The organism is Chiayiivirga flava (assembly GCF_014202825.1).
Lineage (GTDB): Bacteria > Pseudomonadota > Gammaproteobacteria > Xanthomonadales > Xanthomonadaceae > Chiayiivirga > Chiayiivirga flava.
On the sequence record NZ_JACHHP010000002.1, the window covers coordinates 664,195 to 689,414 of the forward strand.

A 25,220-nucleotide genomic window follows, 5' to 3' on the forward strand; every position below is an offset into this window, starting at 1 on the left:
CGCGCCGGTCGGGCGAGCCTAGCGCGTGCACAGGTGGCGGGGAAGGGGACGGCGGTGAACCGGCATGTCGCCGCCGCCGTGGCGGACGCGGGTCAGTCGGTCGCGTCGCCGTCGCGGCGCGGGCGGAAGGGCACCACCACGCCGCGCGGTGCCGGATCGGGTCGCTGCCACAGCACCGGCACGTCGCGCGGTGCCGGCGGTTCGTAGAGATCGCGTTCCTCGGCCGCGAGCGTGTCTTCGAGCGCGCGTATCGATTCGTCCTCCAGCTCCCAGCTGTATTTCTTGCGCGCCGGCAGCGGGTCGCGCGCACGCCACAGCAGCGCGGCGGCGACGCCGCTCATCGCACCGAACAGGTGCGCCTCCCACGAGATCTGCGGATCGCCGGGGAAGACGGTCAGCAGCATGCCGCCGTACAGCAGGAACGCGATCATCAGGGCCGCGATGCCGGCCCGATCGCGCCGCAGCAGGCCCAGCGTGAACAGCAGGAACATCAGCCCGTGGTTGAGTCCGCTCGCGCCCAGGTGCACCGAGTCGCGTCCGAACAGCCAGATGCCCAGGCCCGAGCCGAGCCAGATCAGCGCGATGGCGCGCGTCGCCGCGCGCGGATACAGCGCCAGCGTTAGCGTGCCGAGGACCAGCAGCGGCAGGGTGTTGTTGAGCAGGTGCCCGAACGAGCCGTGCAGCAGCGGCGCGGCGACGAGGCCGATCAACCCGGGCACGCTGCCGGGCCGCACGCCCAGCCCCGACAGCGATTGGCCGAGCCACACCTCCAGCATCTTGATCCACCACAGCAGCGCGACGAAGCAAAGGCTCAGCAGCAGGGCGCCGAAGAACCGGCTGCGGTCGTGGCGCGCCTGGGCGACGGGATCGGCGGGCGTTTCGGGGATGGGCAGGTCCATCGGCGTTATCTGAGGCTCGGCGCGGGCGGAGTCAAGGCCGCCGCGCGGCGCGGCCTCAGAGCGGATTGCCGGGCTTGGGCTCCTTGTTCCGCGGCTTGATGACGAGGCTGAGCACCATCGAGGTCGCGATGCACACGGCCACCATGCCGAGCGACGCGCCGATCGGCACCTTCCAGAAATCGACGATCAGCATCTTCGTGCCGATGAAGATCAGCACCGCGGCAAGGCCGTACGCGAGCAGGTGGAACTTGTCGGCGGCGCCGGCGAGCAGGAAGAACATCGCGCGCAGGCCGAGCACGGCGAACACGTTCGAGGTGAGCACGATGAACGGGTCCTCGGTGATCGCGAAGATGGCCGGGATCGAATCGACCGCGAAGATCACGTCGGTGATGCCGATCATCGCCACCACCACGAACAGCGGCGTGTAGCGGCGGATGCCGTCCTCGCGCACGATGAAGGCATCGCCGTGGTAGTTCGGCGTCAGCGGCAGGTGGTTGCGCATCCAGCGCAGCAGCGGATTGTTGTCCAGGTCCGGCTCCTGCCCGGCGCTCCACAGCATCTTGATGCCGGTCAGCAGCAGGAATGCGCCGAACACGTAGAGGATCCAGTGGAATTGTGCGATCAGGGCCGCGCCGATGAAGATCATGATCGCGCGCAGCACGATGGCGCCGAGCACGCCGTAGATCAGCACGCGCTGCTGCTGTTCGGCCGGCACGGCGAAGTACGAGAAGATCATCAGGAACACGAAGATGTTGTCGACCGCGAGCGATTTCTCCACGAGGTAGCCGGTGAAGAACTCCATCGCCACGCGTTCGGCCTCGGCCGCGCCGAGCGGTTCGATCAGGTACCACCACAGCAGCACGTTGAACACCAGCGCCAGCGCGATCCAGCCCGCGCTCCACCACAGCGCCTCCTTGGTGGAGACCTTGTGCGGGCCCTTGCTGCGCATGAGGAGCAGATCGACCGCGAGCGCGGCCAGCACGAGGACCGTGAAGCCGATCCACATCCACGGTGTTCCGATGGTTTCCATATCGCCTCCGAGTAATCCAAGACACGGTCCGCACGCGGCGGACGTTGCCCGGATTCCGGACGCACCTCCGCCGTCGTGGCGAAGGTCTTGCTCGCAGGCGGCGCGTCGATCGACGCGCGTCCTGCCTGCCGCACCGGGATCTTGCGATCCGTACTGACGATGCGGTAGCGCAGAGCTACTCCCCTTCTGGGTTCCCGAAAGGGCGGTAACGCAGCCCTCCGGTCCGTTACTTTTGGCATGGGAAACGGCCGGCGTCAAGTCGGGACCGGAACCGTCGCCGCCCGGCGACCTGCGGACCGACGGGCCGCAGGCAACACGGAACGCGGATCGTGCATCCAAGTCGACGCGCCATCGAGGTCGGACGGCGCGCCCGCCGCCCCGCGCATGGGGTGCCCATCACGGGATTGCCGAGAGAGTCCATGCACGACGCGAGCCGAGGCGAAATTCATGGCAGCATCCGGAACTTCCCCGCCGCGCGCCCGGTCTTGCGCCCGGTCGCACGCAACGAGCCCGCCGCATGATCGAACTGCACGCCATCGAACGCCGCTACGCCATGAGCGGGCAGACCGTCCGCGCGCTCGACGGCGTGGATCTCGCCATCGCGCGCGGCGCCTTCGTCGCGCTGACGGGCCCGTCGGGGTCGGGCAAGTCGACCCTGCTCAACGTGCTCGGCTGTCTCGACCGGCCCGACGCGGGACGCTACGCCCTCGATGGCGTGGACGTGCAGGCCCTCGACGACGAAGCATCGAGCGAGCTGCGCAACCGCCGCATCGGCTTCGTGTTCCAGAGTTTCCACCTGCTGCCCCGGCTGTCGGTGCTGGAGAACGTGCTGCTGCCGCTGCGCTTTGCGCGCGTGCCGGATCCGCAGGCCGGCGCACGTGCCATGCACCTGCTCGAACGCGTGGGGCTGCAGGACCGCGTCGACCACCGCCCGGGGCAGCTGTCCGGCGGCCAGATGCAGCGTGCCGCCATCGCCCGGGCGCTTGTGCTGCAGCCCGCGCTGCTGCTCGCCGATGAACCCACCGGCAACCTCGACTCGAAAAGCGCCGCCGACGTGCTCGCCCTCATCGGCGAGGTGCATGCGGGCGGCCAGACCGTGGTGCTGGTGACGCACGACGCGGACGTCGCCGGCGTCGCGCAGCGCCAGATCCGCCTGCGCGACGGGAAGATCGAGCATGATTCGGCCCACTGAGATGCTGCGCGCGGCGCTCGCGCTCGCGCTGCTGCCGGGCGCGCAGGCGCAGGCGCAGTCGATGTCGCTCAGCGGTGAGGTGCGCGCGCTCGGCGCCGAGGCCATCTACGTGCCGCCGTCCAATTCGTCGCCGGTGGTCCTGCGCTACTACGTGCCGCAGGGCGAGCGGGTGGAGCCGGGCGATGTGCTGGTGCGCATCGATCCGGGCCAGTCGCTGCGCCAGATCCGCGAACTCGACGCGCAGATCGAGCAGGCGCGCGCGACCGCCGCGAAGGAAGCCGCCGAGCTTGCGGTCAAGCAGGCCGACGCGCAGATCGCGCTGGTGCAGGCCGAGGCCGTGCGCGACAAGGCGCGCGTGGACGCGGCGATTCCCGCATCGGCGGTGTCGGCGCTGGATTTCGATCGCTACCGCGGCGAGCTCGAGCGCGCCGAGCGCGAACACGCGCTCAAGACCGAGGAGCTTGCCGCCGCACGCGCCGCCGTCGAACGCCGGCGCGCCGATGGTGCGCTGGAGATCCGCAAGCTGGAAACCGAACGCGATTTCCATCGGCTCCAGGTCGCCGCGTCCGAGCAGCGCGCCACGCGGGCCGGCATGGTGGTGCACGGCTTCGATCCGTGGCAGGGCACGCGCTACGACGAAGGCTCGTCGGCGCAGATGGGCAACCAGATCGGCGAGGTCATCGGCGACGGTGCGCTCGGCGTGCGCGCGTGGGCGCTCGAGCCGGAGCGTGCGTGGCTGGCGCCGGGGCAGGCGGTCACGCTGCTGTTCGATGCGTTGCCGGGCACGCGCGCGCAGGGCCGCATCGAACGCATCGGCGGTGCGCCCGAGCCGAAGGCCGAATGGGGCAGCGCGCGCTGGTTCACGCTCGACATCGCATTCATCGACGACGTCTCCGGCGCCGGCCTGCTGCCCGGGATGAGCGTGCGGGTGGCGGTGGACGCCGGCGTGCCCGGCGCCTCGACCGCGCGGAGCGCGCCGTGAGGTGCGCGCTGCTGGCCTGCGCCGTCGCGCTGCTGTTCGCCGGCGCGGCGCGGGCGCAAACGGCGGGCGACACGCTGCGGCTCGACGGCGAGGTGTTCGCGCGCCGCAGTGCGCAGATCGCGCCGCCGTCCATCGACGACCTGTGGCAACTCAACATCACGCAGCTGGCCGGCGACGGCGCGCCGGTCAAGGCCGGCGACATGGTGGTGGTGTTCGACGGCGGCGAAACGCAGCAGCGCCTCGTGGAGAAACAGAGCGCGCTCGCGGAAAAACGCAGCGAGCGCGAAAAACTGCTGCTGGAACTGGCCGAACGCGAGCGCACCGAACGCCTCGCCACGGCCGAGCAGCTGAGCAAGCGCGACAAGGCGCAGCGCAAGGCGAGCCAGCCCGAGGACGCCATCGCCCGCGTCGCCTACCGCAAGCTCGTGATCGAGCGGCGCGAGGCCGAACGGCTGGCGGAGCTCGCGCAGCGGCGCGAGCGGCTGGCGGCCGAACAGCGGCGCCAGGAACTGCGTCTGGTCGATGCACAGCTGCAGCAGATCCAGACCGAAGTGGAAACGCTGCAGTCGGCCATCGCCTCGCTCACCGTCACCGCGCCGCGCGACGGCGTGATGATGCATCGAAGCAGCTGGAACGGCGAGAAATTCGCCGTCGGCTCGCAGGTCTTCCGCGGTCAGTCGGTGGCCGAGATCCCCGACCTCGCCTCGCTCGCGGTGCGCGCCACGCTGCCCGAGCGCGACCTGCGCAAGCTCGCGCCCGGCGCGGCGGTGCGCGTGACGACCGAAGGCGGTGCCGGTGCCGCGCTCGACGGCCGCGTGGCGGAGATCGGGCGCATCGTGCGCAGCCGCTCGCGCGTGCAGCCGGTGCCGGTGATCGACGTCGTCATCGAGCTCGACGGCGACACCGGCAAGCTCAAGCCCGGCCAGTCCGTGCGCGTGCAGGTGCGCGCGCCGGCGAAGGAGGCCGCGTGACCGCGCGTGCGTTGTGCGGACCGGCACTGTGCGGTGCGCTGCTGCTTGCGGCCTGCGGCAACGACGCCACCGTCACGGTGCCGGTGGAGGTGGTGCGCGAGGCGCCGGTGGCGCTGCGCATCCACGCCGACGGGCGGCTCAAGTCGGTGCAGTCCACGCCGCTCAACGTGCCGGGGCGCAACTGGGCCAACCAGCAGCTCGTCTGGATGGTGGCGGACGGCAGCCCGGTGAAGAAGGGCGACGTGGTGGCGCGGTTTTCCCCCGCGCAGGGCGAGCTGGAGCTCGCCAAGGCACTGCTCGATCTGGAACGCAATCTGCTCGCGCGTGCGGCGAAGCAGGACGAACTCGACGCCGGCACCGGTCGCGTGGACGTGGACCTGGCCGCCGTGCGCTCGCAGCTCGGCATCGCGCAACGTTACGCCGGCGCGGACCTGCTGATGTTCGCCCGCAACGAAATCCTCGATGCGATCGAGGACGAAAAATTCCTCGACGACAAGCAGGACAAGCTGCAGTGGCAGCGCGGCCAGTCCACCACCCGCGGCGCCGCCGAGCTCGGCGTGCTCGATTCGCAGCGCGCCACCTTCGACCTCACCGCGAAGACCAAGCGCGAGGACATGGCCTCGCTCGAACTGCGCGCGCCGAACGACGGCGTGATCGTGCTCGAATCGGACTGGAGCGGCGAAAAGCCCAAGCTCGGCAGCACGCTGTGGGCGGGCGAGGCGTTCGCGACGCTGCCCGACACCGAGCGCCTGGAGCTGGAGATCGCGCTGCCGCAGATCGAGGCGCAGGGCGTGCGTGCCGGCGTGCCGGTGGACATCTTCCCCCTCGGCACACCGGCGCAGACGGTGCGCAGCGAACTGACCTGGGTGGCGACGGCGGCGCAGGTGCGCAATCGGCAAAGCCCGGTGAAGTACCAGTCGATGAAGGCCTCGGTGCCGGCGGACGCGGTGCGCACGTACGGCTGGGTGCCGGGACAGGCGTTCGAGGTGGTGATCCATCTGCACGACGCGGCGGCGGGCGTGAGCGTGCCGAACGTCGCGCTGCGCAGCCGTGCGGGCGAAACCTTCGTGTATGTGCGCCAGGGCGACGACTTCGTGCGGCGCGACGTGGAGCTCGGCGCGCGCGGTCCGTCGCGGTCGGAGGTGGTGGCTGGGCTTGCGGTCGGCGACGCGGTCGCGTTGACGCCGGAGCAGGTTGCGGAGGCGGAGTCGTGAGGGTGCGGGGTTCTGTGGGTTGTCGCGGGATGTCGTGGGGCGTCTGCGCTGTCCCCCTTCCGCCTGCCGGCACCTTCCCCCGCTGCGCGGGAGAAGGATTCCTTCGTTGCATGCCGCGGAATGTGGAGAGGCAGTCCGAACTCGTGAGGCCGCATCGAAGTGTCCCTTCTCCCGCACAGCGGGGGAAGGTGCCGGCAGGCGGAAGGGGGCGCTCTTGCTTCCCCATCGAATAGAGAGCGGCAACCGATGAAACCGGTCTCCCACCTTGTCCTCTGGCGCGAAGCCCTCGATGAACTCTCGCGCCGCAAGCTGCGCACGGGCCTCACCCTGCTCGGGCTCATCTTCGGCATCGGCGCCATCGTCGCGATGCAGGCGGTCGGTGAAGGCAGCCGGCGCGAGGCCCTGCGCCTGGTGCAGGGCCTGGGGCTTAACAACCTCATCGTCGAAGCCGGAACCTTCGATGCCGAGTCGCTGCGCGAACAACGCGCGCGCAGCCTCGGTCTCACCCGCGCCGACGCCCGCGCCGCGCTCGACGTGGTGCCCGGCGCGGACCGGTTCGCCGCGGAAAAACGCATCAAGACACACGCCGTGTTCAGCGAGTCGGGCAGCGGCGACGCGCAGGCAAGCGGCGTGACGCCGGACTACTTCGAGCTGTCGTCGCTCACTGTCGCGCAGGGCCGCGCGCTCACCGCCGAGGACGACACCGCGCTGCGTGCCGTGGCCGTGCTCGGCCACCAGGCCGCGCGCGACCTGTTCCCCGCGGGCGACGCCGTCGGCCGGCACGTGAAGGTCAACCACGTGTGGTTCGACGTGGTCGGCGTGCTGGCCGACCGCGACCTGTCGTCCGACACCTTCGAGGGCGTGCAGCTGGGCATCGAGTCCAACCGCGTGTTCGTGCCGCTGGCGAGTGCGCTGGCGCGGTTCCGCTATCAGCCGCTGGAGGACGAGATCGACCGCTTCTGGCTGCGGCTGGGCGCGCCGGACCTGGTGGCGCCGGGCGCGAAGGTGGCCGCGGCGGTGCTCGACCAGCGCCACGCCGGCGTCGACGACTACTCGCTCGTGGTCCCGGCGCAGCTCTTCAGCCAGCACCAGCAGACGCAGCGCATCTTCCGCATCGTGATGGCGGCGATCGCGGCGGTGAGCCTGCTGGTGGGCGGCATCGGCATCATGAACATCATGCTCGCCAACGTGCTGGAGCGGCGCCGGGAGATCGGGCTGCTGCGCGCGCTGGGCGCCCGCCGCCGCGACATCGTCGCGCAGTTCCTGCGCGAAACCAGCGTCATCTGCGCGCTGGGGGCGCTGCTCGGGCTCGCGTTCGGCGGCCTGCTCGCCTATCTCATCGCGACCCTGGCCGGCTGGCAGGTGGCGTGGGCGCCGCTGCCGATCCTCGCGGCGACGGCGCTGTGCGCGCTGGTCGGCCTCGCGTTCGGCGTGTATCCGGCGCGCCAGGCGGCGCAACTGGATCCCATCGCCGCGCTGCGCAGCGAGTGACGGCAGGCGCGCAGTACCGTCCAGTTCAATTATGATGCGCGGCCGGCGTGCTGCCGGCGCGCGGTCGCGCGCTCAGCGGACCTTCACCGTGGCCCACCCACCGTACGCAGTCCTTCTGCATCCAGTCCGGATCCGTCCTGCATGAGCGAGCCGTCCGCCAGTGCCGCCATCGTCTTCGACCACGTCACGCTCCGGCGCGGTGCGCGCGAGATCGTCCGCGATGCACACTTTTCGATCCCCACCGGCTCCGTGACCGCGGTGCTGGGCCCGAGCGGCGCGGGCAAGTCCACCCTGCTCAATGCCGTGGTGGGCGAACTGCGCCCGGCGTCGGGACGCATCGAGGTGCTCGGCGAAACGCTGCCGCGGCCGAACGTGCGCTCGCTGTTCGCGCTGCGCAAGCGCATGGGCGTGCTGCTGCAGGGCAACGGGTTGCTGAGCGACCTGGACGTGTTCGAAAACGTCGCCCTGCCGCTGCGCACGCACACAGACCTACCCGACGAGGTCATCGCCGAGCTGGTGCTGATGAAGCTGCACGCGGTGGGGTTGCGCGAAGCCGCGCAGCTCGAGCCCACGCAGTTGTCCGGCGGCATGGCGCGCCGCGTGGCGCTGGCGCGGGCGATGGTGATGGACCCGCCGCTGATGCTCTACGACGAACCGCTGACCGGGCTCGATCCGATCGCCTGCGGCGTCATCGTCGATCTCATCCGGCGCCTCAACGACAACCTCGGCATGACCAGCCTCGTCATCACCCACCACGTGCACGAAACGCTCACCATCGCCGACCGCGTGCTGGTGATCGCCAACGCCGGCATCGTGTTCGACGGTGCCCCTGACGCGCTCACGCGCAGCACCGATCCGCTGCTGCGCCAGTTCCTCGACGGCGCGCCGGACGGTCCCATCGGTTTCGACTACCGCGGCAGCGCGAAGGCGGCCGCGCATGGGTAGGACGCTGGCTTCCATCGGTGCGTTCGGCCTCTTCCTGGTGCGCATCCTCGGGGCGATCCGGCCCTCGCGAGCGCAGGTGGCCGACACCGTGCGGCAGTTCTACACCGTGGGCGCACGCTCGATTCCCATCGTGGCGGTCGGCGGCGCGTTCGTGGGCCTGGTCATGACGCTGCAGGGCTATCGCACGCTGTCCACGTTCGGCGCCGGCAACGCGCTCGGCACGCTGCTCGGGCTCTCGCTCTACCGCGAACTCGGCCCGGTGCTGGCGGCGATCCTGTTCTGCGGCCGGGCGGGCTCGGCCATGGCGGCCGAACTGGGCCTCATGCGCGCCACCGACCAGATCAACGCGCTGTCGATGATGGCGATCGACCCCGTCGGCAAGGTGGTGGTGCCACGCTTCATCGCGGGCGTGGTCAGCGTCCCGCTGCTCACCGTCACGTTCTGCGCGTTCGCCATCCTCGGCGGCTGGTTCCAGGCGGTGCACGTGCTCGGCATCGACGGCGGCTATTTCTGGGGTTCGCTGCGCGACAGCGTGGATCTTGCCAACGACTTCGGCCAGATGGCGGTCAAGTCGGTGTTCTTCGGCCTCAGCTGCACGCTGATCGCAACGCACGTGGGCTACCACGCCGAACCGACCATCGAGGGCACGTCGATCGCCACCACGCGGTCGGTGGTGATGGGTTCATTGATGGTGCTGTTTCTCGATTTCATACTTAGCGCGACGCTGTACTGAGGATCACATGGCCAACAAGACCGAACTGAGCGTGGGCGCCTTCATCCTGATGGGTTTCGCCTGCGCGATGATCCTGGCGTTCGCATCGACCAACTCCGGCAGCCGGCTCGGCGGCGACACGTATCGCGTCACGGCGCGCTTCACCAACACCGGCGAGCTCAAGCTCGGCGCGCCGGTGAAGATCGCCGGGGTCAAGGTCGGCGAGATCGAGGGCGTGTCGCTCGATCCGCAGACCTTCGACGCCATCGTCGCGCTGCGCCTCACGCGCGGAATCGGCGACCTGTCGGCCGACACGTCCGCGTCCATCTACACCTCCGGCCTGCTCGGCGAGCGCTACATCGGGCTCTCGCCCGGCGGCGACCCGGAGCCGCTGAAGGACGGCGACGAGATCCTGCTGACGCAGTCGGCGGTGATCCTGGAGCAGCTGATCAGCAAGTACCTGTTCGGTGCCGGCGGCAACGGCACCGGCGCAAACGCAGCCGGTGCAGGGGGCGCCGGCGCAGCCAACGAGGGTGGTGCCACGACGCCGACCCCGCCCGCGGCCGCCACCCCGGCCGCATCCACGCCGCACGAACCCACCACGGAGTGACACCCCCATGATCCAGCGCATTCTTCTCGCGCTTGCCGCCTTCGGCACCAGCGCGCTGGCCCTCGCCGCCGATCCCGGCGAGATCGTCGAGACCCGCACCAAGGCCGTGCTGACCTCGATCGTCGAGCAGCGCGCCGACTACAAGGCCGATCCGGCCAAGCTCACCGCCTTCGTCAAGTCGCAGCTCGACGGCGTGATGGACCGGACCTACTCGGCCCAGCTCGTGCTCGGGCGGCACGCGAAGTCGGCCTCGCAGCAGCAGATCACCGCGTTCGCCGACGCGCTGACCGACAGCCTGTTGCGCCGCTACGCCACCGCGCTGATCGACATCGATCCGGGCGTCGACGTGAAGATCCTGTCGCAGACGCCGCTGCGCAACGGCGAGCTCATGCGCGTGGCGAGCCAGATCGTGCGCAAGGGCGGGGCGCCGGTGCCGGTGGACTACATGTTCCGCCCGGGCAAGGACGGCGGCGACTGGAAGGTGTTCGACGTGATCATCGAAGGCGTGTCGTACGTGCAGACCTACCGCACCCAGTTCGACGAACAGCTGCGCAGCCAGTCGCTCGACCAGGTGATCGCGAAGCTCGAGTCGGGCGAGATCCAGGCGGGCGAAGCGCAGTGACGCGCGCCGCCGCCGACGCGGCAGACGCCGGCACGGTGGAGTCGCTGCCGGCGCACGTCGACGCGGCGGTGGTGGCGACCCTCTACCGCACCTGGCGTCCGCGCATGGCGCGGATCCGGGTGCTGGATCTCTCGGCGGTGACCGACCTCGACAGCGCCGGGGTGGCGCTGTTGCGCGCCGTGCAGGCGCAGCAGCGTGCGCTGGGCGTGCCCGCGGCCACGCTGAAAGGCGTGCCGGAGCGCTACGGCGCCTTGTGCGCGGCGCACCGCATCCCCGCCGAATAGCCGTCGCTCGTTCTCACGCCCGGACGCAGCCGTTGATCCTCCTTCTCCCTCCGGGAGAAGGTGCCGAAGGCGGATGAGGGAAAGCCACATCGTCGTGCCTCGACCTTCCGGAGGAGCCGGGTGTGCTCTCCCGGGGGCAGTCCTTGTTCGGCGGACCTCGCGTCCCTTATCCGCCTGCCGGCACCTTCTCCCGTGGGGAGAAGGATCGAGGCTGGCAACGTTGGCAAGGATCGAGGTTGGCCATGCCGGCGCCGGTCATGCGAATCCGCAGCCCCCACCAACACCGTACAATGCCACCATGACCACCGTGATCCGCTGTTCCCTCGTCCTGCTGCTCGCGCTCGCCACCGGCTGCGCCGGGCAGCGCGCCAACACGCGCAGCGAGACGCCGTCGCCCGCCACCGTCGCGCAGGCGCAGGACTCGCCCGATGGGGCCGTTGCCGTCGCACAGACCGCCGATCACGACCTTTCGAGCTTCGACGCGCTCGATCCGTGGCAAGGCTTCAACCGCAAGGCCTATGCCTTCAACAGCACGCTCGATCGCATCATCCTGCGGCCGATCGCGAAGGGGTATGCCACCGTCACGCCGAAAGTGGTACGCAAGGGCGTGTCCAACTTCTTCGGCAACCTGCAGCAGCCCATCACCACGCTGAACCTGCTGCTGCAGGGCCAGCCCAAGGACGCCGGCAAATCCTTCGGCCGGTTCCTGATGAATCTCACGCTGGGCCTGGGCGGCATCCTCGACCCGGCGACGGACGCGGGCATTCCGTACTACGACAAGGATTTCGGCCAGACCTTCGCGGTCTGGGGCTGGGAAGAATCGCGTTATCTGGTGCTGCCGATCTTCGGGCCGGGCACGGTGCGCGACGGCCTGGGCAAGGGCGTCAACACCACCGTGAGCCCGATCAGCTGGTTCGCCGAGAAAAACGGCGCCGAGTACAGCGTGCTGTACGGCGTCGACGCCCGCGCCAGCGCGCTGCCGGCCGAGGCCTTCCTCAAGGGCGCGGAAGACGAGTACCTGCTGATCCGCGACGCCTATCTGCAGCGCCGCCGCTGCCAGGTGACCGATTGCAGCGAAGATGTGCCCGACTACCTCAATCCGGACTACGAATTCGAAGTGCCGGATTTCGACACGCTGCGGCGCTGACCCGCACCAAGGTGCATCCGCGCACGGCGGATGCTGCGAAGAGAACGGCATGAACCAGGACGACAACGGCCACCCGGTGAGCCGCGAAAAGGCCGAGGAAGCGGTACGCACGCTGCTGCGCTGGGCGGGCGAGGATCCCGACCGCGAAGGCCTGCTCGACACGCCCAAGCGCGTGACGCGCGCCTACGCCGACTGGTTTTCCGGCTATGCGGTGGACCCGGCGGAGTACCTGCGCCGCACCTTCGAGGAAGTGGCCGGCTACGACGAGATGATCGTGCTGCGCGACATCGAGTTCCAGTCGCACTGCGAGCACCACATGGCTCCGATCATCGGCCGCGCGCACGTGGGCTATCTGCCCACCGACCGCGTGGTGGGCATCAGCAAGCTCGCGCGCGTGGTCGAGACGTTCTCGCGCCGGTTCCAGGTGCAGGAAAAACTCACCGCCCAGATCGCGCACTGCATCGAGGACGTGCTCAAGCCGCGCGGGGTGGGTGTGGTGATCGAGGCCTCGCACCAGTGCATGACCACGCGCGGCGTGCGCAAGAGCGGCGTGACGATGTCCACCAGCCAGATGCTCGGCAGCTTCCGCGAGGACGAGCGCACGCGCGCGGAGTTCCTCAACATCGTCGGGCTGCGTCGCTGAGGCGGGTGTGTCCGCGCGCGCAGGCGATGCGGGCTTCGATGGGGGCCGAACCGGCTCGCGGCGGCACTGCCGGGCGGTAGCGCACCGTCGCCGCGATGCGTGCCCGGGACGCCCATGCGGCGTCGGGCGGGCGCCAAACGTGCAATCCGCCTGCTTGCGCCATGTGGAATTGCACATTGCGGCGCGACGGGGCAGCGCGCGGTAGACTCGCCCCACAGGCAGGGGGACACGTGGATATCCAGCAGTCGGGCGCGCCGGTCAGGCGGGCGGCGCTCGTTTTCATCTTCGTCACGGTCGCGATCGACATCCTCGCGTTCGGCCTGATCATCCCGGTGCTTCCGCATCTGATCGAGGGCTTCCTCGGCGGCGACGTGGCGCGCGCCGCGATGTGGGTCGGCATCTTCGGCACCGTGTATGCGGCCATGCAGTTCGCCGCCGCGCCGGTGCAGGGCGCGCTGTCCGACCGGTACGGGCGTCGCCCGGTCATCCTGCTGTCGTCGCTGGGGCTGGGTCTGGATTTCTTCCTCATGGCCGTGGCGCAGACGCTGCCGCTGCTGCTCGTGGCGCGGCTGATCTCCGGCGTGACCGCGGCGAGTTTCACCATCGCCAACGCCTACATCGCGGACGTGACGCCGGCCGATCGTCGCGCCGCGGGCTACGGCGTGGTCGGCGCGGCGTTCGGGCTCGGATTCGTGCTCGGGCCGGCGCTCGGCGGCGTGCTCGGCGACATCGACGTGCGCCTGCCGTTCTACGCCGCGGGCGGACTTGCGGTGCTCAATTTCCTCTATGGGTGGTTCGTCCTGCCCGAATCGCTCCCGCCGCAGCGACGCAGCACGCGGCTGGAGTGGCGCCACGCCAGCCCGCTCGGCGCGATCACGCTGTTCCGGCGCCATCCGCAGATCGTCGGCCTGGCCGCGGTCGCCGGTCTCTCGGCGGTGGCGCACTACGTGCTGCCGAGCACCTTCGTGCTGTACGCCTGGCACCGCTACGGCTGGGACATCGGGACGGTGGGTTGGGTGCTTGCCGGCGTGGGCGTGTGCAGCGCGCTGGTGCAGGGCGTGCTCGTCGGCCCCGCGGTGCGCGCCATCGGCGAGCGGCGCACGCTGCTGCTGGGGCTGTGCGCAGGCGCGGCGGGGTTCGCGATCTACGGCCTCGCCCCCGACGGTCGCTGGTTCCTGCTCGGGATCCCGGTGATGGCGCTGTGGGGCTTCGCGAGTCCGGCGCTGCAGGCGATGCTCACGCGCGAGGTCGGCAGCAGCGAGCAGGGCCGGCTGCAGGGCTCGCTCGGCAGTCTTGCGAGTGTTGCGGGCATCGTCGGGCCGCTGCTGTTCGCGACCACGTTCGCCACCTTCATCGCGCCCGGCTCGGCGGTGGATCTGCCGGGTGCGGCGTTCCTGCTGGCGTCGGGTTTGCTGCTGCTCGCGGCCGCGGTGGCGTCGGTGGTCACGCTGTCGCGGGCGTCGCGCGTCACGGCGTGAGCGCCGGGTCCCAGGGTTCGGTCGCGGGAGCGGTGACCGGCGTCGATGCCGCGCCGGGCACGCACGGCAGGAGGATCGCGATCGCGCGCGCCGGCGGCGCACCGTGCATCGTGGTGCCGATCTCGCCGCCCAGCGCATCGATCGATTGCGCGATCCAGGCAAACCCCAGACGCGGGACGTGGGCGCCGTCGCGCGGCGCGTCCATCTTCTGCTGCCAGCCGGCCGCGGCGCCGGCCGGATCGTCGACGAGGATGCGCGCGGTGTCGCCGACGCGGCGCAGCCGCACCACGCAACGCGTGTGCGCCGGGCTTGCGCGCAGCACCAGTTCCAGCAGCTCGTGCAGCACCGCTCGCAGGCGCTGCGGATGCACCGCGGCCTCGACCTCGTCCGGCGCGTCGAGCGCGAGGTCCTGCTGGTGGCGCAGGGCGTGCACGCTGGCTTCGTCGAGCAGGTCGCGCAGCAGCGGGCGCAGCGGCGTGTTCGGGTGCGGGTCCAGCGGAGCAGCGAAATCCGGCTCGCGCGCGCTTTCGAGCATCTGGTCGGTGACCCAGATCAGGTCGGCCGCGGCGCGCGCGATCGACGCGATGCGCCGGTGCTGCCGGTCGGCGTCGCCCGGATCGGCGAGCAGGCGCTCGGCATCGGCGCGGATGTCGTTCAGCGGCGCGCGCAGATCTTCGCTCGCCAGTTGCAGCAGGTGGCGGTGGCTTGCGGCGTAGGCGTCGGAGCGGCGGTGCTGGGCGTTGGCTTCGTCGAGGGCGGCGGCCAGTTCGCGGTTGCGCTGCTGCAGGGTCTGGTCGAAGCGGTGGCGCTCGCGCAGGCGGCGCAGCGCGAACAGCGCCGCCGCCACGCACGCAAGCCCCGCCAGTCCGAGGGCCAGCAGCAGCCAGCGCTGGGTGCGCACGCGGTCGTTGCTGGCGGCGTCGCGCTCGCGCAGCACGGCCAGTTCGCCGCTCTGTTTGGCGTACTCGAAGCGCGCCGACGCCGCGGCCCGGCGTTCGCCCTGGGCGCGTGCGTCGATCGCTTCGCGCTGGCGCCGGGCATCGCGCAGCAGCGCCAGCGCGCCGGCGGCGTCGCCCTGTTCCTCGCGGATCTCCGACAGCAGCTCGGTCAACTGCACGGCGCGCACCAGATCCTCGCCGTCGCGCGCGCGGGCGATCGCCGGTTGCACGTTCTGCGCCGCCTCGCGCAGCGAGAGCGCACGCGCGGAGCTGCCCGGCGCCGCCGCGCGCGCGCGTTGCAGCAGCACCGTCGCGCGGGCACGCAACACACCGAGCTGGCGGCTGGTGTCGTCCAGCGCCAGCGCTTGCGCCTGGGCCCGCTCGACCTGGGCCAGCGCTTCATCGAAGCGTCCGAGCCCGGCCAGCGCCATCGCGAGGTTGGTCTGCGCGGTGGTGCGCGCACCCAGATCGCCGGGCGCGCTGCTTGCGGCGATGGCTTCCTGCAGCAGCGTCACGGCCTCCTCGTGGCGTCCGTCGCCGAGCGCGGCGTCCGCCAGATTGTTCAGCGCCGAACCGACGCCGCGAGTGATGCCGTGCTCGCGCTTGAGCGCCAGCGCGCGTTCGTAATGCGCGCGCGCGGCGGCGGTGTCGCCCTGCCCGGCGTAGGCATTGCCGAGATTGGCGAGCACGGCCGAGGCGTCCTGCCAGTTGCGCGCGTCCAGATACAGGGCGAGCGCTTCCTGCTGCGGTGCGACGGCATCGACGCTCAGACCGCTGCGATCGAGCGTAGCGCCGAGATAGGTCAGCAGTTTCGCGCGCAGCTCGGGCGACGTCTGCGGCAGCGCGAGTGCACGTTCGAACGCGACGATGGCGGCCGTCGGTTTTCCCTGCAGCAGGTCGATCCGTCCGAGCAGCAGATACGCCTGCGCCTGGCGCGCGCTGTCCGAGGCGCCGATGGCTTCGTCGAGCGCCCGCTGCGCGAGACTGCGGGCGAGGTCCGCATCGTGCCCGATGGCGGCATCGGCCTGTTCCAGCAGCGTGCCCGCGGCCGATTGCGCGCCCGCCACGCAGCACCACAGTAGCGCCAGCAGCGCGAAAGCGCCGAAGCCGCCGGGTCGCCGACCAGTGGATCGCGGGGTGTTCACACATGCCCCCCTGCCTGCGTGAGAGTCCAGCCTAGCACCAAGCGCGTCATCCGCGCGGCAGTCGGCCGTTCCGCACGGCATGGACAGGGCATGCAGGCAGGACTAGAATATCGGTAATTTCAAGAATTACTGAAATAAAGAAAATGAACATGCCGCCGCTGACGCAATCCTTCGTGCTGCACTTCGGCGAGATGGGCAGCCGCTGGGGCGTGAATCGAACGGTCGGACAGATCTACGCGCTGCTGTTCGTCGCCGAGCGGCCGCTGCATGCCGACGACATCGTCGAGCGGCTCGGCATGTCGCGCTCCAACGTGAGCATGGGGCTCAAGGAGCTGCAGGGCTGGCGCCTGGTGCGGCTGTCGCACCTGCCGGGCGACCGGCGCGACTATTTCTCCGCGCCGGAGGATGTCTGGACCATCTTCCAGACGCTTGCCGAGGAGCGCCAGAAGCGCGAGGTCGAACCGACGCTGTCGATGTTGCGCACGGCCCTGCTCGATGCGCCCGATTCCGCGGAAGAGCGCCACGTGCAGGCGCGCATGCAGCAGATGTACGAGGTGATGGAGCTTGCCACCGGCTGGTTCGACGAACTGCGCAAGCTCTCGCCGCAGACGCTGCGCCGGCTGATGTCGCTCGGCGCCACGGTGCAGAAGCTCATCGACGTGAAGGACAGGATCGCCGTCCTTCCCGGCGGCAAGTCCGCCTGATCCGCGCCTGGAGACCCTGCCATGGATCCGCTGCTTCTCGCCCGCATCCAGTTCGCGGCCAACATCAGCTTCCACATCCTGTTCCCGACGATCACCATCGCGCTGGGCTGGATCCTGCTGTTCTTCAAGCTGCGCGGACGCGCCACCGGCGACGCGAAATGGGCCGCGGCGTACGCCACCTGGGTGAAGGTGTTCGCGCTGAGTTTCGCGCTGGGCGTGGTGAGCGGGGTCACGATGAGTTTCCAGTTCGGCACCAACTGGCCGGGCTACATGGAAACCGTCGGCAACATCGCCGGTCCGTTGCTCGGCTACGAGGTGCTGACCGCGTTTTTCCTCGAAGCGACCTTCCTTGGCATCATGCTGTTCGGGCGGCGGCGGGTGTCCGATCGCATGCACACGATCGCGACGTTTCTCGTCGCGTTCGGGACCACGCTGTCGGCGTTCTGGATCCTAGCGCTGAACTCCTGGATGCAGACGCCGTCCGGCTTCGAGATGATCGACGGGCAGGCGCACGTCACCAGCTGGTTCGAGGTGATCTTCAATCCCTCGTTCCCGTACCGGCTCGTACACATGCTGCTGGCATCGGGCCTGACCTGCGCCTTCCTCGTCGCCGGCCTCTCGGCCTACCGCCGGCTGCGCGGCGACGACGGCGCCGAGGTGCGCGCCACGCTGCGCACCGGCGTGTACCTCGCCGCGGCGCTGATTCCGCTGCAGATCCTCGTCGGCGACCTGCACGGGCTCAACACGCTCGAACACCAGCCGCAGAAGATCGCCGCGATGGAAGCGATCTGGGAGAACGAGCGCGGCGCCGACCTGCGCCTGATCGCGTTCCCGGACGAGGCCACGCGCAGCAACGGCTTCGAGCTGAGCGTGCCGTACGGCGCCAGCCTCATCCTGACCCACTCGATGGACGGCGAGATCCGCGGGCTCGATTCGTTCGACAGCCACCCGCCGGTGGCGCCGCTGTTCTGGGGCTTCCGCGTGATGGTGGGCATCGGCGTGCTGATGCTGCTGGCGTCGTGGTGGAGCGCGTGGCGCCTGCGGCGCACGGACGAACTGCCGCGCTGGCTGCTGCGCACGCTCGCGGGCATGACGTTCGCCGGCTGGGTCGCGACGCTCGCGGGCTGGTACGTCACCGAGATCGGACGCCAGCCGTGGCTGGTGACCGGCGTGCTGACCACCGCGGGCGCAGCGGGCCCGGTCGGGGCGCCGATGATCGCGACCAGTCTTGCCATGTACCTGGCGCTGTACGCGGTGCTCATCGTGTCCTACATCTGGGTGATGACCTACATGGCGCGCCGCGCGATGGTCGGCGACAAGCGCAAGGGCCCGGCACCGGCGGCGGTTCAGGCCTTCACCGACGACACGCAACCGGGCTGAGGGACACGACCATGGACGACGCACTGCCGCTGATCTTCCTGTTCCTGATGGGTCTTGCCGTGCTGATCTACGTGGTGCTCGACGGCTACGACCTGGGCGTGGGCATCCTGCTCTCCGGCGCCGACGACGCGCAGAAGGACCGCATGGTGGCGTCGATCGGACCGTTCTGGGATGCCAACGAAACCTGGCTCGTGCTTGGCGTGGGCATCCTGCTGATCGCGTTCCCGAAGGCGCACGGCGTGATCCTGACGTCGCTCTATCTGCCGGTGGCGCTGATGCTCGTCGGCCTGATCCTGCGCGGCGTCGCGTTCGACTTCCGGGTCAAGGCGCACGCCAAGTACAAGGCCGCGTGGAACCGCGCCTTCCTCGGCGGCTCGCTGCTCGCCACCTGGGCGCAGGGCTACATGATCGGCGACTACATCCTGGGCTTCGAGCCGGGCTGGATCGCGTTCGGGTTCGCCGCGTTCATCGGCTGCTGCCTGATCGCGGGGTATGCGCTGCTCGGTGCGGCGTGGCTGATCCTCAAGACCGAGGAAGGCCTGCATGCCAAGGCCGTGCGCTGGGCGCACCGCGCGCTGTGGATGACCGGTGCCGGCGTCGCCGCGGTGTCGATCGCCACGCCGCTGGTGAGCCAGCGCATCTTCGACAAGTGGTTCTCGCTGCCGGAACTGTTCTGGACCGCGCCGGTGCCGATCGCTGCCGCGGCGCTGTGGCTGTGGACCGAACGCACGCTCGCGCGCATGCAGCGCGGCGACGCGGCGGCGCACTGGAAACCCTTCGCCGGCGCGGCAGGACTGTTCGTGCTGTCGTTCCTCGGACTGGCCTACAGCATGTTTCCGTATCTCGTCGTCGACCGACTCGACATCTGGCAGGCGGCCAGTTCGCCCGAAGCGTTGGCCGTGATCCTGATCGGCGTCGGCATCACGCTGCCGGCGATCCTGGTCTACACGGTCTACTCGTACAAGGTGTTCTGGGGTCGCGCGGAAGACCTGCACTACGACTGAGCGTGCAGCTCAGCCCAGGCCCGGCAGCAGCGGTCCGTCGAGCCACAGCCAGCGCGCGAGCCACGTGCTGACAAAGCCGATCATCAGGGTCAACGGCACGCCCACCTTGATGAAATCGCCGAAGGTGTAGCGTCCCGGATTGAGGATCAGCAGGTTGCCGTGGTGGCCGATGGGGGTGAGGAAACTCGCCACCGCGCCAAGCGCGGTGCACACCACGAACGGCGTCGGCGGCAGGTCCATGCCGGTGGCGAGCGAAATCGCCACCGGGCCGAGCAGCACCGTCGTGGCCGCGTCGGACAGGATCTGCGTCAGCAGCGCGCCGGACCAGAACACCACCAGCAGCACCGCGAGCGGGCTGAAATCCGCGGTGTAGCGCAGCAGCACATCGGCGAACAGTTGCGCGGTGCCGGTCTTTTCCATCGCGATGCCGAGTGGAATGACGCCGGCGATCATCACGAAGATGCGCACGTCGATGCCGCGATAGGCATCCTCCACGCCGATGCAGCGGCTCAGCACCATCGCCACCGCGCCGCACAGGAACGCGATCTGCGCCGGCAGCACCTCGGTGGCGGCCGCCACCACCGCCGCCGCCATGATGATCAGCGCCAGCGGCGCGCGGCTGCGCTGCTTCTGCCGCGCCGCGAACGGCACCAGCATGAGGAAGCCGCGGTGCGCGGCGAGCTCGCTGAAGGTCTGCTGCCGCCCCCACAGCACCAGCAGGTCGCCCTCCTGCAGCGTCACCTGCGACAGCTCGCTGTTGATCCAGCCTTCCTTGCGCCACAGCCCGACCACGATCACGCCGAGCGTGCGGAAGAAATCGATGGTGCCGATGTTCTGCCCGACGAACTCCGAATGCGGCGCGACCACGGCCTGCACCAGCTGTTCCTCGCCGAGCAGTTCGGTGTCGCGGTCCTTGGCCTGCGCTTCGCCGTACTTGGCCACGGCGTGCAGATCCAGGCCCGGTTCGTCCTTGATCGAGGCGATCTCGTCGGGCGAGGCCCGCACCAGCAGCACGTCGCCCGCCGACAGCAGGCTGTCCGGACCGCGGAAGCGCTTGCGCGTGCCGTGGCGCAACCAGTCGACCACCTGCAGACGCTTGTCGAAATGTTTGAGGAACTCGCCGTAATTGCGCCCGGCCCACTCCGAATCCTTCGCCAGCACGAGCTCGGTGTAGTAACGCTCCAGCCGCATGTAGTCGCCGTTGTCGGCCGCGCCCATCCGCTTGGGAAGCAGCCAGCGCCCGAGCAGCATGTAAGCGGCGCCGAGCAGCACGAGCGCCGCACCGATCGGCGTGATCGCGAACACGTCCAGGCGCGGTTCGCCCGCCCGCACCAGCAGATCGGCCGCGAGCAGGAAGGCCGGGGCGCTGAACAGCGTCAGCGTGGTGCCGAGCGAGGCGGCGAGCGACATCGGCATCAGCAGGCGCGAAGCCGCGAGCTGGTGGTCGCGCGCCAGCCGCATCAGGATCGGCAGCATCATCGCGGTGACCATCAGATGGTGCGAAAACGCCGCGAGTGCGGCGACCGCCGGCATCACCACCGCGATGGTGCGCCACTCGCTGCCGCCGGCCGCGCGCCCGATCAGGGCACCGATGCGATCGGTCAGGCCGGTGGCGGCGAGCGCCGCCGACAGCACGAACACCGCGGCGACGATGATCGCGGGCTCGCTGGAGAAGCCGGTGAGCGCTTCCTTGCCGTCGAGGATGCCGGTGAGCGTGAGCGCCATGAGCACCAGCATCGCGGCGAGGTCGATACGGACCTTTTCGCTGATGAACAGCGCCAGCGCGCCGACGAGGATGACGAGAAAGGTGATCTGCTGGAAATCCATGCGGGTCGCTCGGTGTGGACGGGCATCATCGCATCGCGGCGGGCGCGCCGTATCGGGCGGAACGCGTCCGGCGGCACCGCCGGAGCCGTGCAAATCGACCGTGGCGGACGACGCCGGCGCACGGCACCGGCGCATGCGCGCCCGGACTGCCGCGGTCGCCGCCGCGAACCGCCTATTTTGCCGGGAACAGCGCCTCGGCGCGCTGGAACAGCACCCAGCTCGTCGCGATGTACTTGTCGCGGCCGCGCGGCATGTTGCCGCGGTGCGTGTGGGTGAACGCGGTCGGCGCGATCAGCAGGCTGCCGGTCTTCGGCACGATCTTGCGATTCTGGTGGATGAACTCCGTCTCGCCCTCGCCGAAACCGTCGTTGAGGTAGATCGTCCACAGCAGATGCCGATGCAGGGTCTCGCAGCTCGCGTCCTTCGGAAACAGCTCGCAGTGCCAGTACGGGTAGCCGCCCTCGTCGGCGGTGTAACGCTGCACGTTGATGCGCCCGGGGCGGAACACGTGCATGGTCAACTGCGCCAGTTGCTTGTCCGGCATCGCTTCGAAATCCTCGAACGCGATCCGTTTCGGCGCCGTGCCCGGTCCGCCGCTCTGCACCATCAGCGGCGCGATCAGCGCGTAGGCGTACTTGCGCAGATAACGCTGCAGGCCACCGAACGCGGCCACATTCAACTGCTGCTCCAGATCGGCCCAATCGGCGCGCCCGGCGAGGCTGATGTCGCGGCTGTGCTTGAGCTCCGGGAACAACCCGCTGCCGACCAGCCCCGGCGTGTGCTGCCCGCTGCGCTCGAAGCGCTGCACGATCGCGGCGCAGGCCGCGGGCGAGAGGGCATTGTCGTAGACCTCGATGAAGTCGGTGTTCGTCATGATTGCTCGGACAAGGGTCGTTCATGATCCCAGACGCTGAACGCGGGGGTCGTGTTCGCTGCAATCTGGCTGCAAATTCCGGTCACGTTCTGCGGCCCGCCTCCGACAGGGTCGCCACCCCAAAAAAAGAGCACCCGCAGCGTGAGGTTGTTGGTGCATCCACCCGTGGCCTAGTTCACGGATTCAAATCCGTCCTGCAGCAACAGGCGCGAGGGAACGATCGGCGATGGACGATAGAACCAGACTTCAGCGTATGGCCAGACCAGCATCATGCCATCGCTCCAGACAGCATTGCCGTCAGCGGCGGGCGGGGGGTCTTGCAGCGCGGTCGGCCGCCACTGGTCAACCGCGGGCGCGTAGTGCCCTCCCGTCGCGGTGGGAGAATTGACTTCTACCCGCCCGCCCCAAACGATCATTTCCTCGCCGGTCCAGACCGCCGAGTGGCCATGGCGTGCAGGTGGTACCTCGACCAGAGAGGTGGGCGTCCATGAATCGCTCTCCGGGGAATAGCGCGCTCCCGTGTCACGCCCGTGGATGACGATCCACGCAATGCCTCCCCCCCACACTACCATCTCGCTGCCTGTCCAGATCGCGCTGTGTGCTTCTCTCCCTGTTGGGGCATTTGCTTCGGAAATTGCTGTCCATGTGTCCAACACCGGGTCGTATCTGGCTCCATGTCCCGGCACGTTGCCGTTGTCACCCCCCCACACCAGCATTTCCGTCCCGGTCCACACGCCGGCGGGAGGTCTGCCGAACACCGGAGCGGCGACCGACGACATCGGGGTCCACTGATTCGTCAGCGGGTCGAAGCGATCGCCGTGATCGTCCGGATCGCCCCAGTACCGCGTGCCACCCCAGACAAGCAGCTCGCGACCGCTCCAGAACGCCAGGAGGTCATCGCGCGTATCGCGCCCATCGGGCGGAAGTGCGATCCAGGAATCGCTCGCAGGGTCGTAACGTCCTCCCTCGGAGGTTTCGTCCGATGCGTTCGCTTGTCCTCCCACCACGATCATCTCCAGACCGGTCCACACCGCCGCATGTCCGGTCCGAGGCGACGGTGCATCGAGCTGCGTTACCGGCTGCCATCGATCCAGCACAGGGTCATATTGCCCGCCGGTGCCGTGGGCTGCGGATGGCTCGTTGCCGCCCCAGATGATGAACTCGGCCCCAGTCCAGACGGAGACCGAACCTGCGCGCGGCGTGGGACGCCCCGGTGGCTTGGCGTCGAACGTGACCCAGCGATCCAGGTCGGGGTCATAGCGCGCACCGGCGCCGGACGTCGGCCCCATGTAAGCGTTCGTGGAACCTCCCCACACGATCAGTTCCTCGCCCGTCCATACACTGGTCTGACCAGCCAGTACTCCAGGTGAGCCGGATGTCGACATCGGCTTCCATGTGTCGGTAGCAGGCTCGTAACGTGCCTGATCCGGTATCAGCGCGTAATCGTTTTCCCAGTCCTCCGAAGTTCCCCAGACGAGCAATTCGGTCCCCGTCCAGGCCGTAACCATTGAAAATCCCGTCAAAGGTGCATCGATGTCGCTGATCGCACTCCAGGAGTTTGCAGCAGGGTCGAACAATGCACCGGCATAGCCGTTCCAGATCACCATCAGTGTTCCGGTCCAATGCGCGGGCTCAATCGATGGCGGCGCAATTTCTTCCCCTTCCAGTGCGGTCCACTCTCCCGAAACAGGATCGAACCGACCGCCGTCGACGTGGAATTGGGCAAGGTAACCTCCGTTCTCGCTGGGTACGAAGTGCATGCCACCCCACACCAGCATTTCCTGTCCCGTCCAGACGGCCGAGTGCTCGGAGCGACCCGCCACGACAGTCGTTTCGGGAATCGCCGTCCAGCGATCTTCCGATGGCGAGTACCTGCCCCCGTCCGACAACGCAGTTTGCAGTCCAATGGCACCCCCGAACACGATGAGCTCGGTGCCGGTCCACACGAGGCTGGCATCGGTGCGCTCGGTCGGGGAGCCTTCCATCGACATCGGTCGCCATGTGTCGCTGCGCGGATCGTAGCGGCCGGATGTCTCCGCGCGCCCGGACCAGAACACCGCTTCGCTCCCGGTCCACACGGCAGGCACATTCGAACTGATGCTCGCGCCGACTGTCCTCCATGAATCGGTGGCGGGGTCGTACAGATACATGCGCGTTCCGCCGCCGTCGTAACTGTGCCCACCCCAGATCAGCATTTCGTCGCCTGTCCACAGCGACATCGCGTCCCGTCGACCCGATGGCGCACCTTCCGGCCGCCAGCCCGTGAAGTTCGACAGCACCGATTTTTCGACGGATGGCACGCGAAGCGCGGTTGCAGCCAGACGCTTGATGGGGCCGTCGAACGTCGATGCGTTCTTCTGCCACCACGAATGGAAGTCGACCTTGGGCCAGGTCCAAACTCGCGTCGCAGGACGGCCGTCGGAGCCTACGAATGGTTTACGAAACTCGAATGCCGACCCGACATCGACCACACCCTTGCGGTCCGGGGTGCTGCCGGGTCGTGATGTGGGCGCACGGAGAAATCCGTCGGGTCGAGGAACGCGCGCCACCGGAGGCGTGGCAGATTGCTCGATGGTCTGCACGATTCCGCTCGGAAGCGCGCCGGCCCGAATTTCATGCAGCGCATCGAGCGCTCGTTCGCGCACAGGAGCATGGAGCCGGGTGTCCTGCCAATATGCCGTCTGCAGGCGTCGCTTCACGAGCGCGGGACGCACGAGACACTCCGCGAGACGCTGCGGGTCGTTGTCCAACGCAGCAAACAGGCGGCGCAACTGCTCGGGTGCGCGTGTATTGCGGACCATCCGATCGAGCTCGGACTGCATGTCCGATATGGTGAGCCGAACATCGAACTGTTGCGCGAGCGCGCGCTCCATGCGTGCCGCGTCTCGCACGAGCCGCTGCGCGGATTGTCGGTCGAAGACGTGCGAGAGCGGTGGTTTCGATGAAACGTTCTCTTTCGGCCAAATGCGCTGCGACCATCGCACCTCTTCGACCGCGAGCGTGCACGCGATCCGATCGGCATCGCTGAAATCTTTCGCAGATGTTCCGATTGGTGCAACGCAGGCGGCGATCAGCGCCAGCCCCATGCAGCGACGAAACTGTAGAATCGGAAAAATCATCGGCCGCCC

General features: G+C 69.2%; 22 protein-coding genes. 16 read left to right on the forward strand and 6 right to left on the reverse strand.

The genetic code is table 11. The features are described from left to right. Nucleotides 1-92: 92 nt before the first annotated feature. Nucleotides 93-899 carry a rhomboid family intramembrane serine protease gene (locus HNQ52_RS07335; protein ID WP_183960447.1) on the reverse strand — a complete coding sequence of 269 codons (807 nt, stop codon included), beginning with the start codon at nt 897-899 and terminating at the stop codon, nt 93-95. Between the two features lie 55 nt (nt 900-954). Then, the gene (locus tag HNQ52_RS07340; protein ID WP_183960448.1) at nt 955-1,929 is read right to left on the reverse strand and encodes a TerC family protein; all 975 of its coding nucleotides are present in this window, start codon (nt 1,927-1,929) and stop codon (nt 955-957) included. A 517-nt stretch (nt 1,930-2,446) separates the two neighbouring features. On the opposite strand from HNQ52_RS07340, the gene HNQ52_RS07345 reads away from it, so the two are divergent. From HNQ52_RS07345 to HNQ52_RS07405, 13 genes are all read left to right on the forward strand, one after another. Further along, a complete protein-coding gene (locus HNQ52_RS07345) occupies nt 2,447-3,121 on the forward strand; it encodes an ABC transporter ATP-binding protein (RefSeq protein WP_183960449.1) in 675 nt (224 codons plus the stop codon). Next, nucleotides 3,105-4,103, forward strand: a complete 999-nt coding sequence (locus HNQ52_RS07350; protein WP_183960450.1) for an HlyD family secretion protein — start codon at nt 3,105-3,107, stop codon at nt 4,101-4,103. The genes HNQ52_RS07345 and HNQ52_RS07350 overlap by 17 nt, the downstream gene beginning before the upstream one ends. Continuing rightward, nucleotides 4,100-5,074, forward strand: coding sequence for an efflux RND transporter periplasmic adaptor subunit (locus HNQ52_RS07355; protein ID WP_183960451.1), 975 nt, complete (start codon nt 4,100-4,102; stop codon nt 5,072-5,074). Before HNQ52_RS07350 ends, HNQ52_RS07355 begins: the two co-directional genes overlap by 4 nt. Beyond that, a complete protein-coding gene (locus HNQ52_RS07360; protein ID WP_183960452.1) occupies nt 5,071-6,288 on the forward strand; it encodes an efflux RND transporter periplasmic adaptor subunit in 1,218 nt (405 codons plus the stop codon). The genes HNQ52_RS07355 and HNQ52_RS07360 overlap by 4 nt, the downstream gene beginning before the upstream one ends. 246 nt (nt 6,289-6,534) lie before the next feature. Beyond that, nucleotides 6,535-7,779, forward strand: a complete 1,245-nt coding sequence (locus HNQ52_RS07365) for an ABC transporter permease (protein ID WP_183960453.1) — start codon at nt 6,535-6,537, stop codon at nt 7,777-7,779. A gap of 141 nt (nt 7,780-7,920) precedes the next feature. Further along, a complete protein-coding gene (locus tag HNQ52_RS07370; protein ID WP_183960454.1) occupies nt 7,921-8,724 on the forward strand; it encodes an ABC transporter ATP-binding protein in 804 nt (267 codons plus the stop codon). Next, nucleotides 8,717-9,457, forward strand: a complete 741-nt coding sequence (locus tag HNQ52_RS07375) for an MlaE family lipid ABC transporter permease subunit (RefSeq protein ID WP_183960455.1) — start codon at nt 8,717-8,719, stop codon at nt 9,455-9,457. The genes HNQ52_RS07370 and HNQ52_RS07375 overlap by 8 nt, the downstream gene beginning before the upstream one ends. A 7-nt stretch (nt 9,458-9,464) precedes the next feature. Continuing rightward, nucleotides 9,465-10,046: an outer membrane lipid asymmetry maintenance protein MlaD gene (gene mlaD / locus HNQ52_RS07380; RefSeq protein ID WP_183960456.1), complete on the forward strand. Its 582-nt coding sequence runs from the start codon at nt 9,465-9,467 to the stop codon at nt 10,044-10,046. A 7-nt stretch (nt 10,047-10,053) separates the two neighbouring features. After that, the gene (locus HNQ52_RS07385; RefSeq protein WP_183960457.1) at nt 10,054-10,668 is read left to right on the forward strand and encodes an MlaC/ttg2D family ABC transporter substrate-binding protein; all 615 of its coding nucleotides are present in this window, start codon (nt 10,054-10,056) and stop codon (nt 10,666-10,668) included. Further along, nucleotides 10,665-10,952: an STAS domain-containing protein gene (locus HNQ52_RS07390; RefSeq protein ID WP_183960458.1), complete on the forward strand. Its 288-nt coding sequence runs from the start codon at nt 10,665-10,667 to the stop codon at nt 10,950-10,952. Before HNQ52_RS07385 ends, HNQ52_RS07390 begins: the two co-directional genes overlap by 4 nt. 298 nt (nt 10,953-11,250) lie before the next feature. Continuing rightward, the gene (locus HNQ52_RS07395) at nt 11,251-12,099 is read left to right on the forward strand and encodes an MlaA family lipoprotein (protein WP_183960459.1); all 849 of its coding nucleotides are present in this window, start codon (nt 11,251-11,253) and stop codon (nt 12,097-12,099) included. A 49-nt stretch (nt 12,100-12,148) separates the two neighbouring features. Beyond that, complete coding sequence (gene folE / locus HNQ52_RS07400) at nt 12,149-12,742, forward strand: GTP cyclohydrolase I FolE (RefSeq protein ID WP_183960460.1); 594 nt, start codon at nt 12,149-12,151, stop codon at nt 12,740-12,742. Between the two features lie 230 nt (nt 12,743-12,972). Further along, nucleotides 12,973-14,220, forward strand: coding sequence for a TCR/Tet family MFS transporter (locus HNQ52_RS07405; protein WP_343059238.1), 1,248 nt, complete (start codon nt 12,973-12,975; stop codon nt 14,218-14,220). Here the strand turns inward: HNQ52_RS07405 and HNQ52_RS07410 are convergent. Beyond that, nucleotides 14,210-16,303 carry a tetratricopeptide repeat protein gene (locus tag HNQ52_RS07410; RefSeq protein WP_183960462.1) on the reverse strand — a complete coding sequence of 698 codons (2,094 nt, stop codon included), beginning with the start codon at nt 16,301-16,303 and terminating at the stop codon, nt 14,210-14,212. The genes HNQ52_RS07405 and HNQ52_RS07410 overlap by 11 nt on opposite strands. A gap of 143 nt (nt 16,304-16,446) precedes the next feature. On the opposite strand from HNQ52_RS07410, the gene HNQ52_RS07415 reads away from it, so the two are divergent. The 3 genes from HNQ52_RS07415 to HNQ52_RS07425 are packed head-to-tail and all read left to right on the forward strand — an operon-like array spanning nt 16,447 to nt 19,391. After that, nucleotides 16,447-17,007, forward strand: coding sequence for a GbsR/MarR family transcriptional regulator (locus HNQ52_RS07415; RefSeq protein ID WP_183960463.1), 561 nt, complete (start codon nt 16,447-16,449; stop codon nt 17,005-17,007). A gap of 21 nt (nt 17,008-17,028) precedes the next feature. Next, nucleotides 17,029-18,387, forward strand: a complete 1,359-nt coding sequence (locus HNQ52_RS07420; protein ID WP_183960464.1) for a cytochrome ubiquinol oxidase subunit I — start codon at nt 17,029-17,031, stop codon at nt 18,385-18,387. Nucleotides 18,388-18,398: 11 nt separating this feature from the next. Beyond that, on the forward strand, nt 18,399-19,391 hold the full coding sequence (locus HNQ52_RS07425) for a cytochrome d ubiquinol oxidase subunit II (RefSeq protein WP_183960465.1): 993 nt from the start codon (nt 18,399-18,401) through the stop codon (nt 19,389-19,391). A gap of 9 nt (nt 19,392-19,400) precedes the next feature. Here HNQ52_RS07425 and HNQ52_RS07430 read toward each other — a convergent pair whose 3' ends face one another. The 3 genes from HNQ52_RS07430 to HNQ52_RS07440 form a co-directional block, all read right to left on the reverse strand. Next, nucleotides 19,401-21,218: an SLC13 family permease gene (locus tag HNQ52_RS07430; protein ID WP_183960466.1), complete on the reverse strand. Its 1,818-nt coding sequence runs from the start codon at nt 21,216-21,218 to the stop codon at nt 19,401-19,403. Nucleotides 21,219-21,390: 172 nt separating this feature from the next. Further along, nucleotides 21,391-22,092: a 2OG-Fe(II) oxygenase gene (locus HNQ52_RS07435; RefSeq protein ID WP_183960467.1), complete on the reverse strand. Its 702-nt coding sequence runs from the start codon at nt 22,090-22,092 to the stop codon at nt 21,391-21,393. Between the two features lie 170 nt (nt 22,093-22,262). Beyond that, the gene (locus HNQ52_RS07440; RefSeq protein WP_183960468.1) at nt 22,263-25,211 is read right to left on the reverse strand and encodes a Kelch repeat-containing protein; all 2,949 of its coding nucleotides are present in this window, start codon (nt 25,209-25,211) and stop codon (nt 22,263-22,265) included. Nucleotides 25,212-25,220 lie beyond the last annotated feature (9 nt).

Excerpts from the sequence above, each read along its gene's own strand:
- HNQ52_RS07335 (WP_183960447.1), bottom strand. The coding sequence starts at position 899 with ATGGACCTGCCCATCCCCGAAACGCCCGCCGATCCCGTCGCCCAGGCG.
- HNQ52_RS07340 (WP_183960448.1), bottom strand. The coding sequence starts at position 1,929 with ATGGAAACCATCGGAACACCGTGGATGTGGATCGGCTTCACGGTCCTC.
- HNQ52_RS07345 (WP_183960449.1), top strand. The coding sequence starts at position 2,447 with ATGATCGAACTGCACGCCATCGAACGCCGCTACGCCATGAGCGGGCAG.
- HNQ52_RS07350 (WP_183960450.1), top strand. The coding sequence starts at position 3,105 with ATGATTCGGCCCACTGAGATGCTGCGCGCGGCGCTCGCGCTCGCGCTG.
- HNQ52_RS07365 (WP_183960453.1), top strand. The coding sequence starts at position 6,535 with ATGAAACCGGTCTCCCACCTTGTCCTCTGGCGCGAAGCCCTCGATGAA.
- HNQ52_RS07370 (WP_183960454.1), top strand. The coding sequence starts at position 7,921 with ATGAGCGAGCCGTCCGCCAGTGCCGCCATCGTCTTCGACCACGTCACG.
- HNQ52_RS07375 (WP_183960455.1), top strand. The coding sequence starts at position 8,717 with ATGGGTAGGACGCTGGCTTCCATCGGTGCGTTCGGCCTCTTCCTGGTG.
- mlaD (WP_183960456.1), top strand. The coding sequence starts at position 9,465 with ATGGCCAACAAGACCGAACTGAGCGTGGGCGCCTTCATCCTGATGGGT.
- HNQ52_RS07385 (WP_183960457.1), top strand. The coding sequence starts at position 10,054 with ATGATCCAGCGCATTCTTCTCGCGCTTGCCGCCTTCGGCACCAGCGCG.
- HNQ52_RS07395 (WP_183960459.1), top strand. The coding sequence starts at position 11,251 with ATGACCACCGTGATCCGCTGTTCCCTCGTCCTGCTGCTCGCGCTCGCC.
- folE (WP_183960460.1), top strand. The coding sequence starts at position 12,149 with ATGAACCAGGACGACAACGGCCACCCGGTGAGCCGCGAAAAGGCCGAG.
- HNQ52_RS07415 (WP_183960463.1), top strand. The coding sequence starts at position 16,447 with ATGAACATGCCGCCGCTGACGCAATCCTTCGTGCTGCACTTCGGCGAG.
- HNQ52_RS07420 (WP_183960464.1), top strand. The coding sequence starts at position 17,029 with ATGGATCCGCTGCTTCTCGCCCGCATCCAGTTCGCGGCCAACATCAGC.
- HNQ52_RS07425 (WP_183960465.1), top strand. The coding sequence starts at position 18,399 with ATGGACGACGCACTGCCGCTGATCTTCCTGTTCCTGATGGGTCTTGCC.
- HNQ52_RS07430 (WP_183960466.1), bottom strand. The coding sequence starts at position 21,218 with ATGGATTTCCAGCAGATCACCTTTCTCGTCATCCTCGTCGGCGCGCTG.
- HNQ52_RS07435 (WP_183960467.1), bottom strand. The coding sequence starts at position 22,092 with ATGACGAACACCGACTTCATCGAGGTCTACGACAATGCCCTCTCGCCC.
- HNQ52_RS07440 (WP_183960468.1), bottom strand. The coding sequence starts at position 25,211 with ATGATTTTTCCGATTCTACAGTTTCGTCGCTGCATGGGGCTGGCGCTG.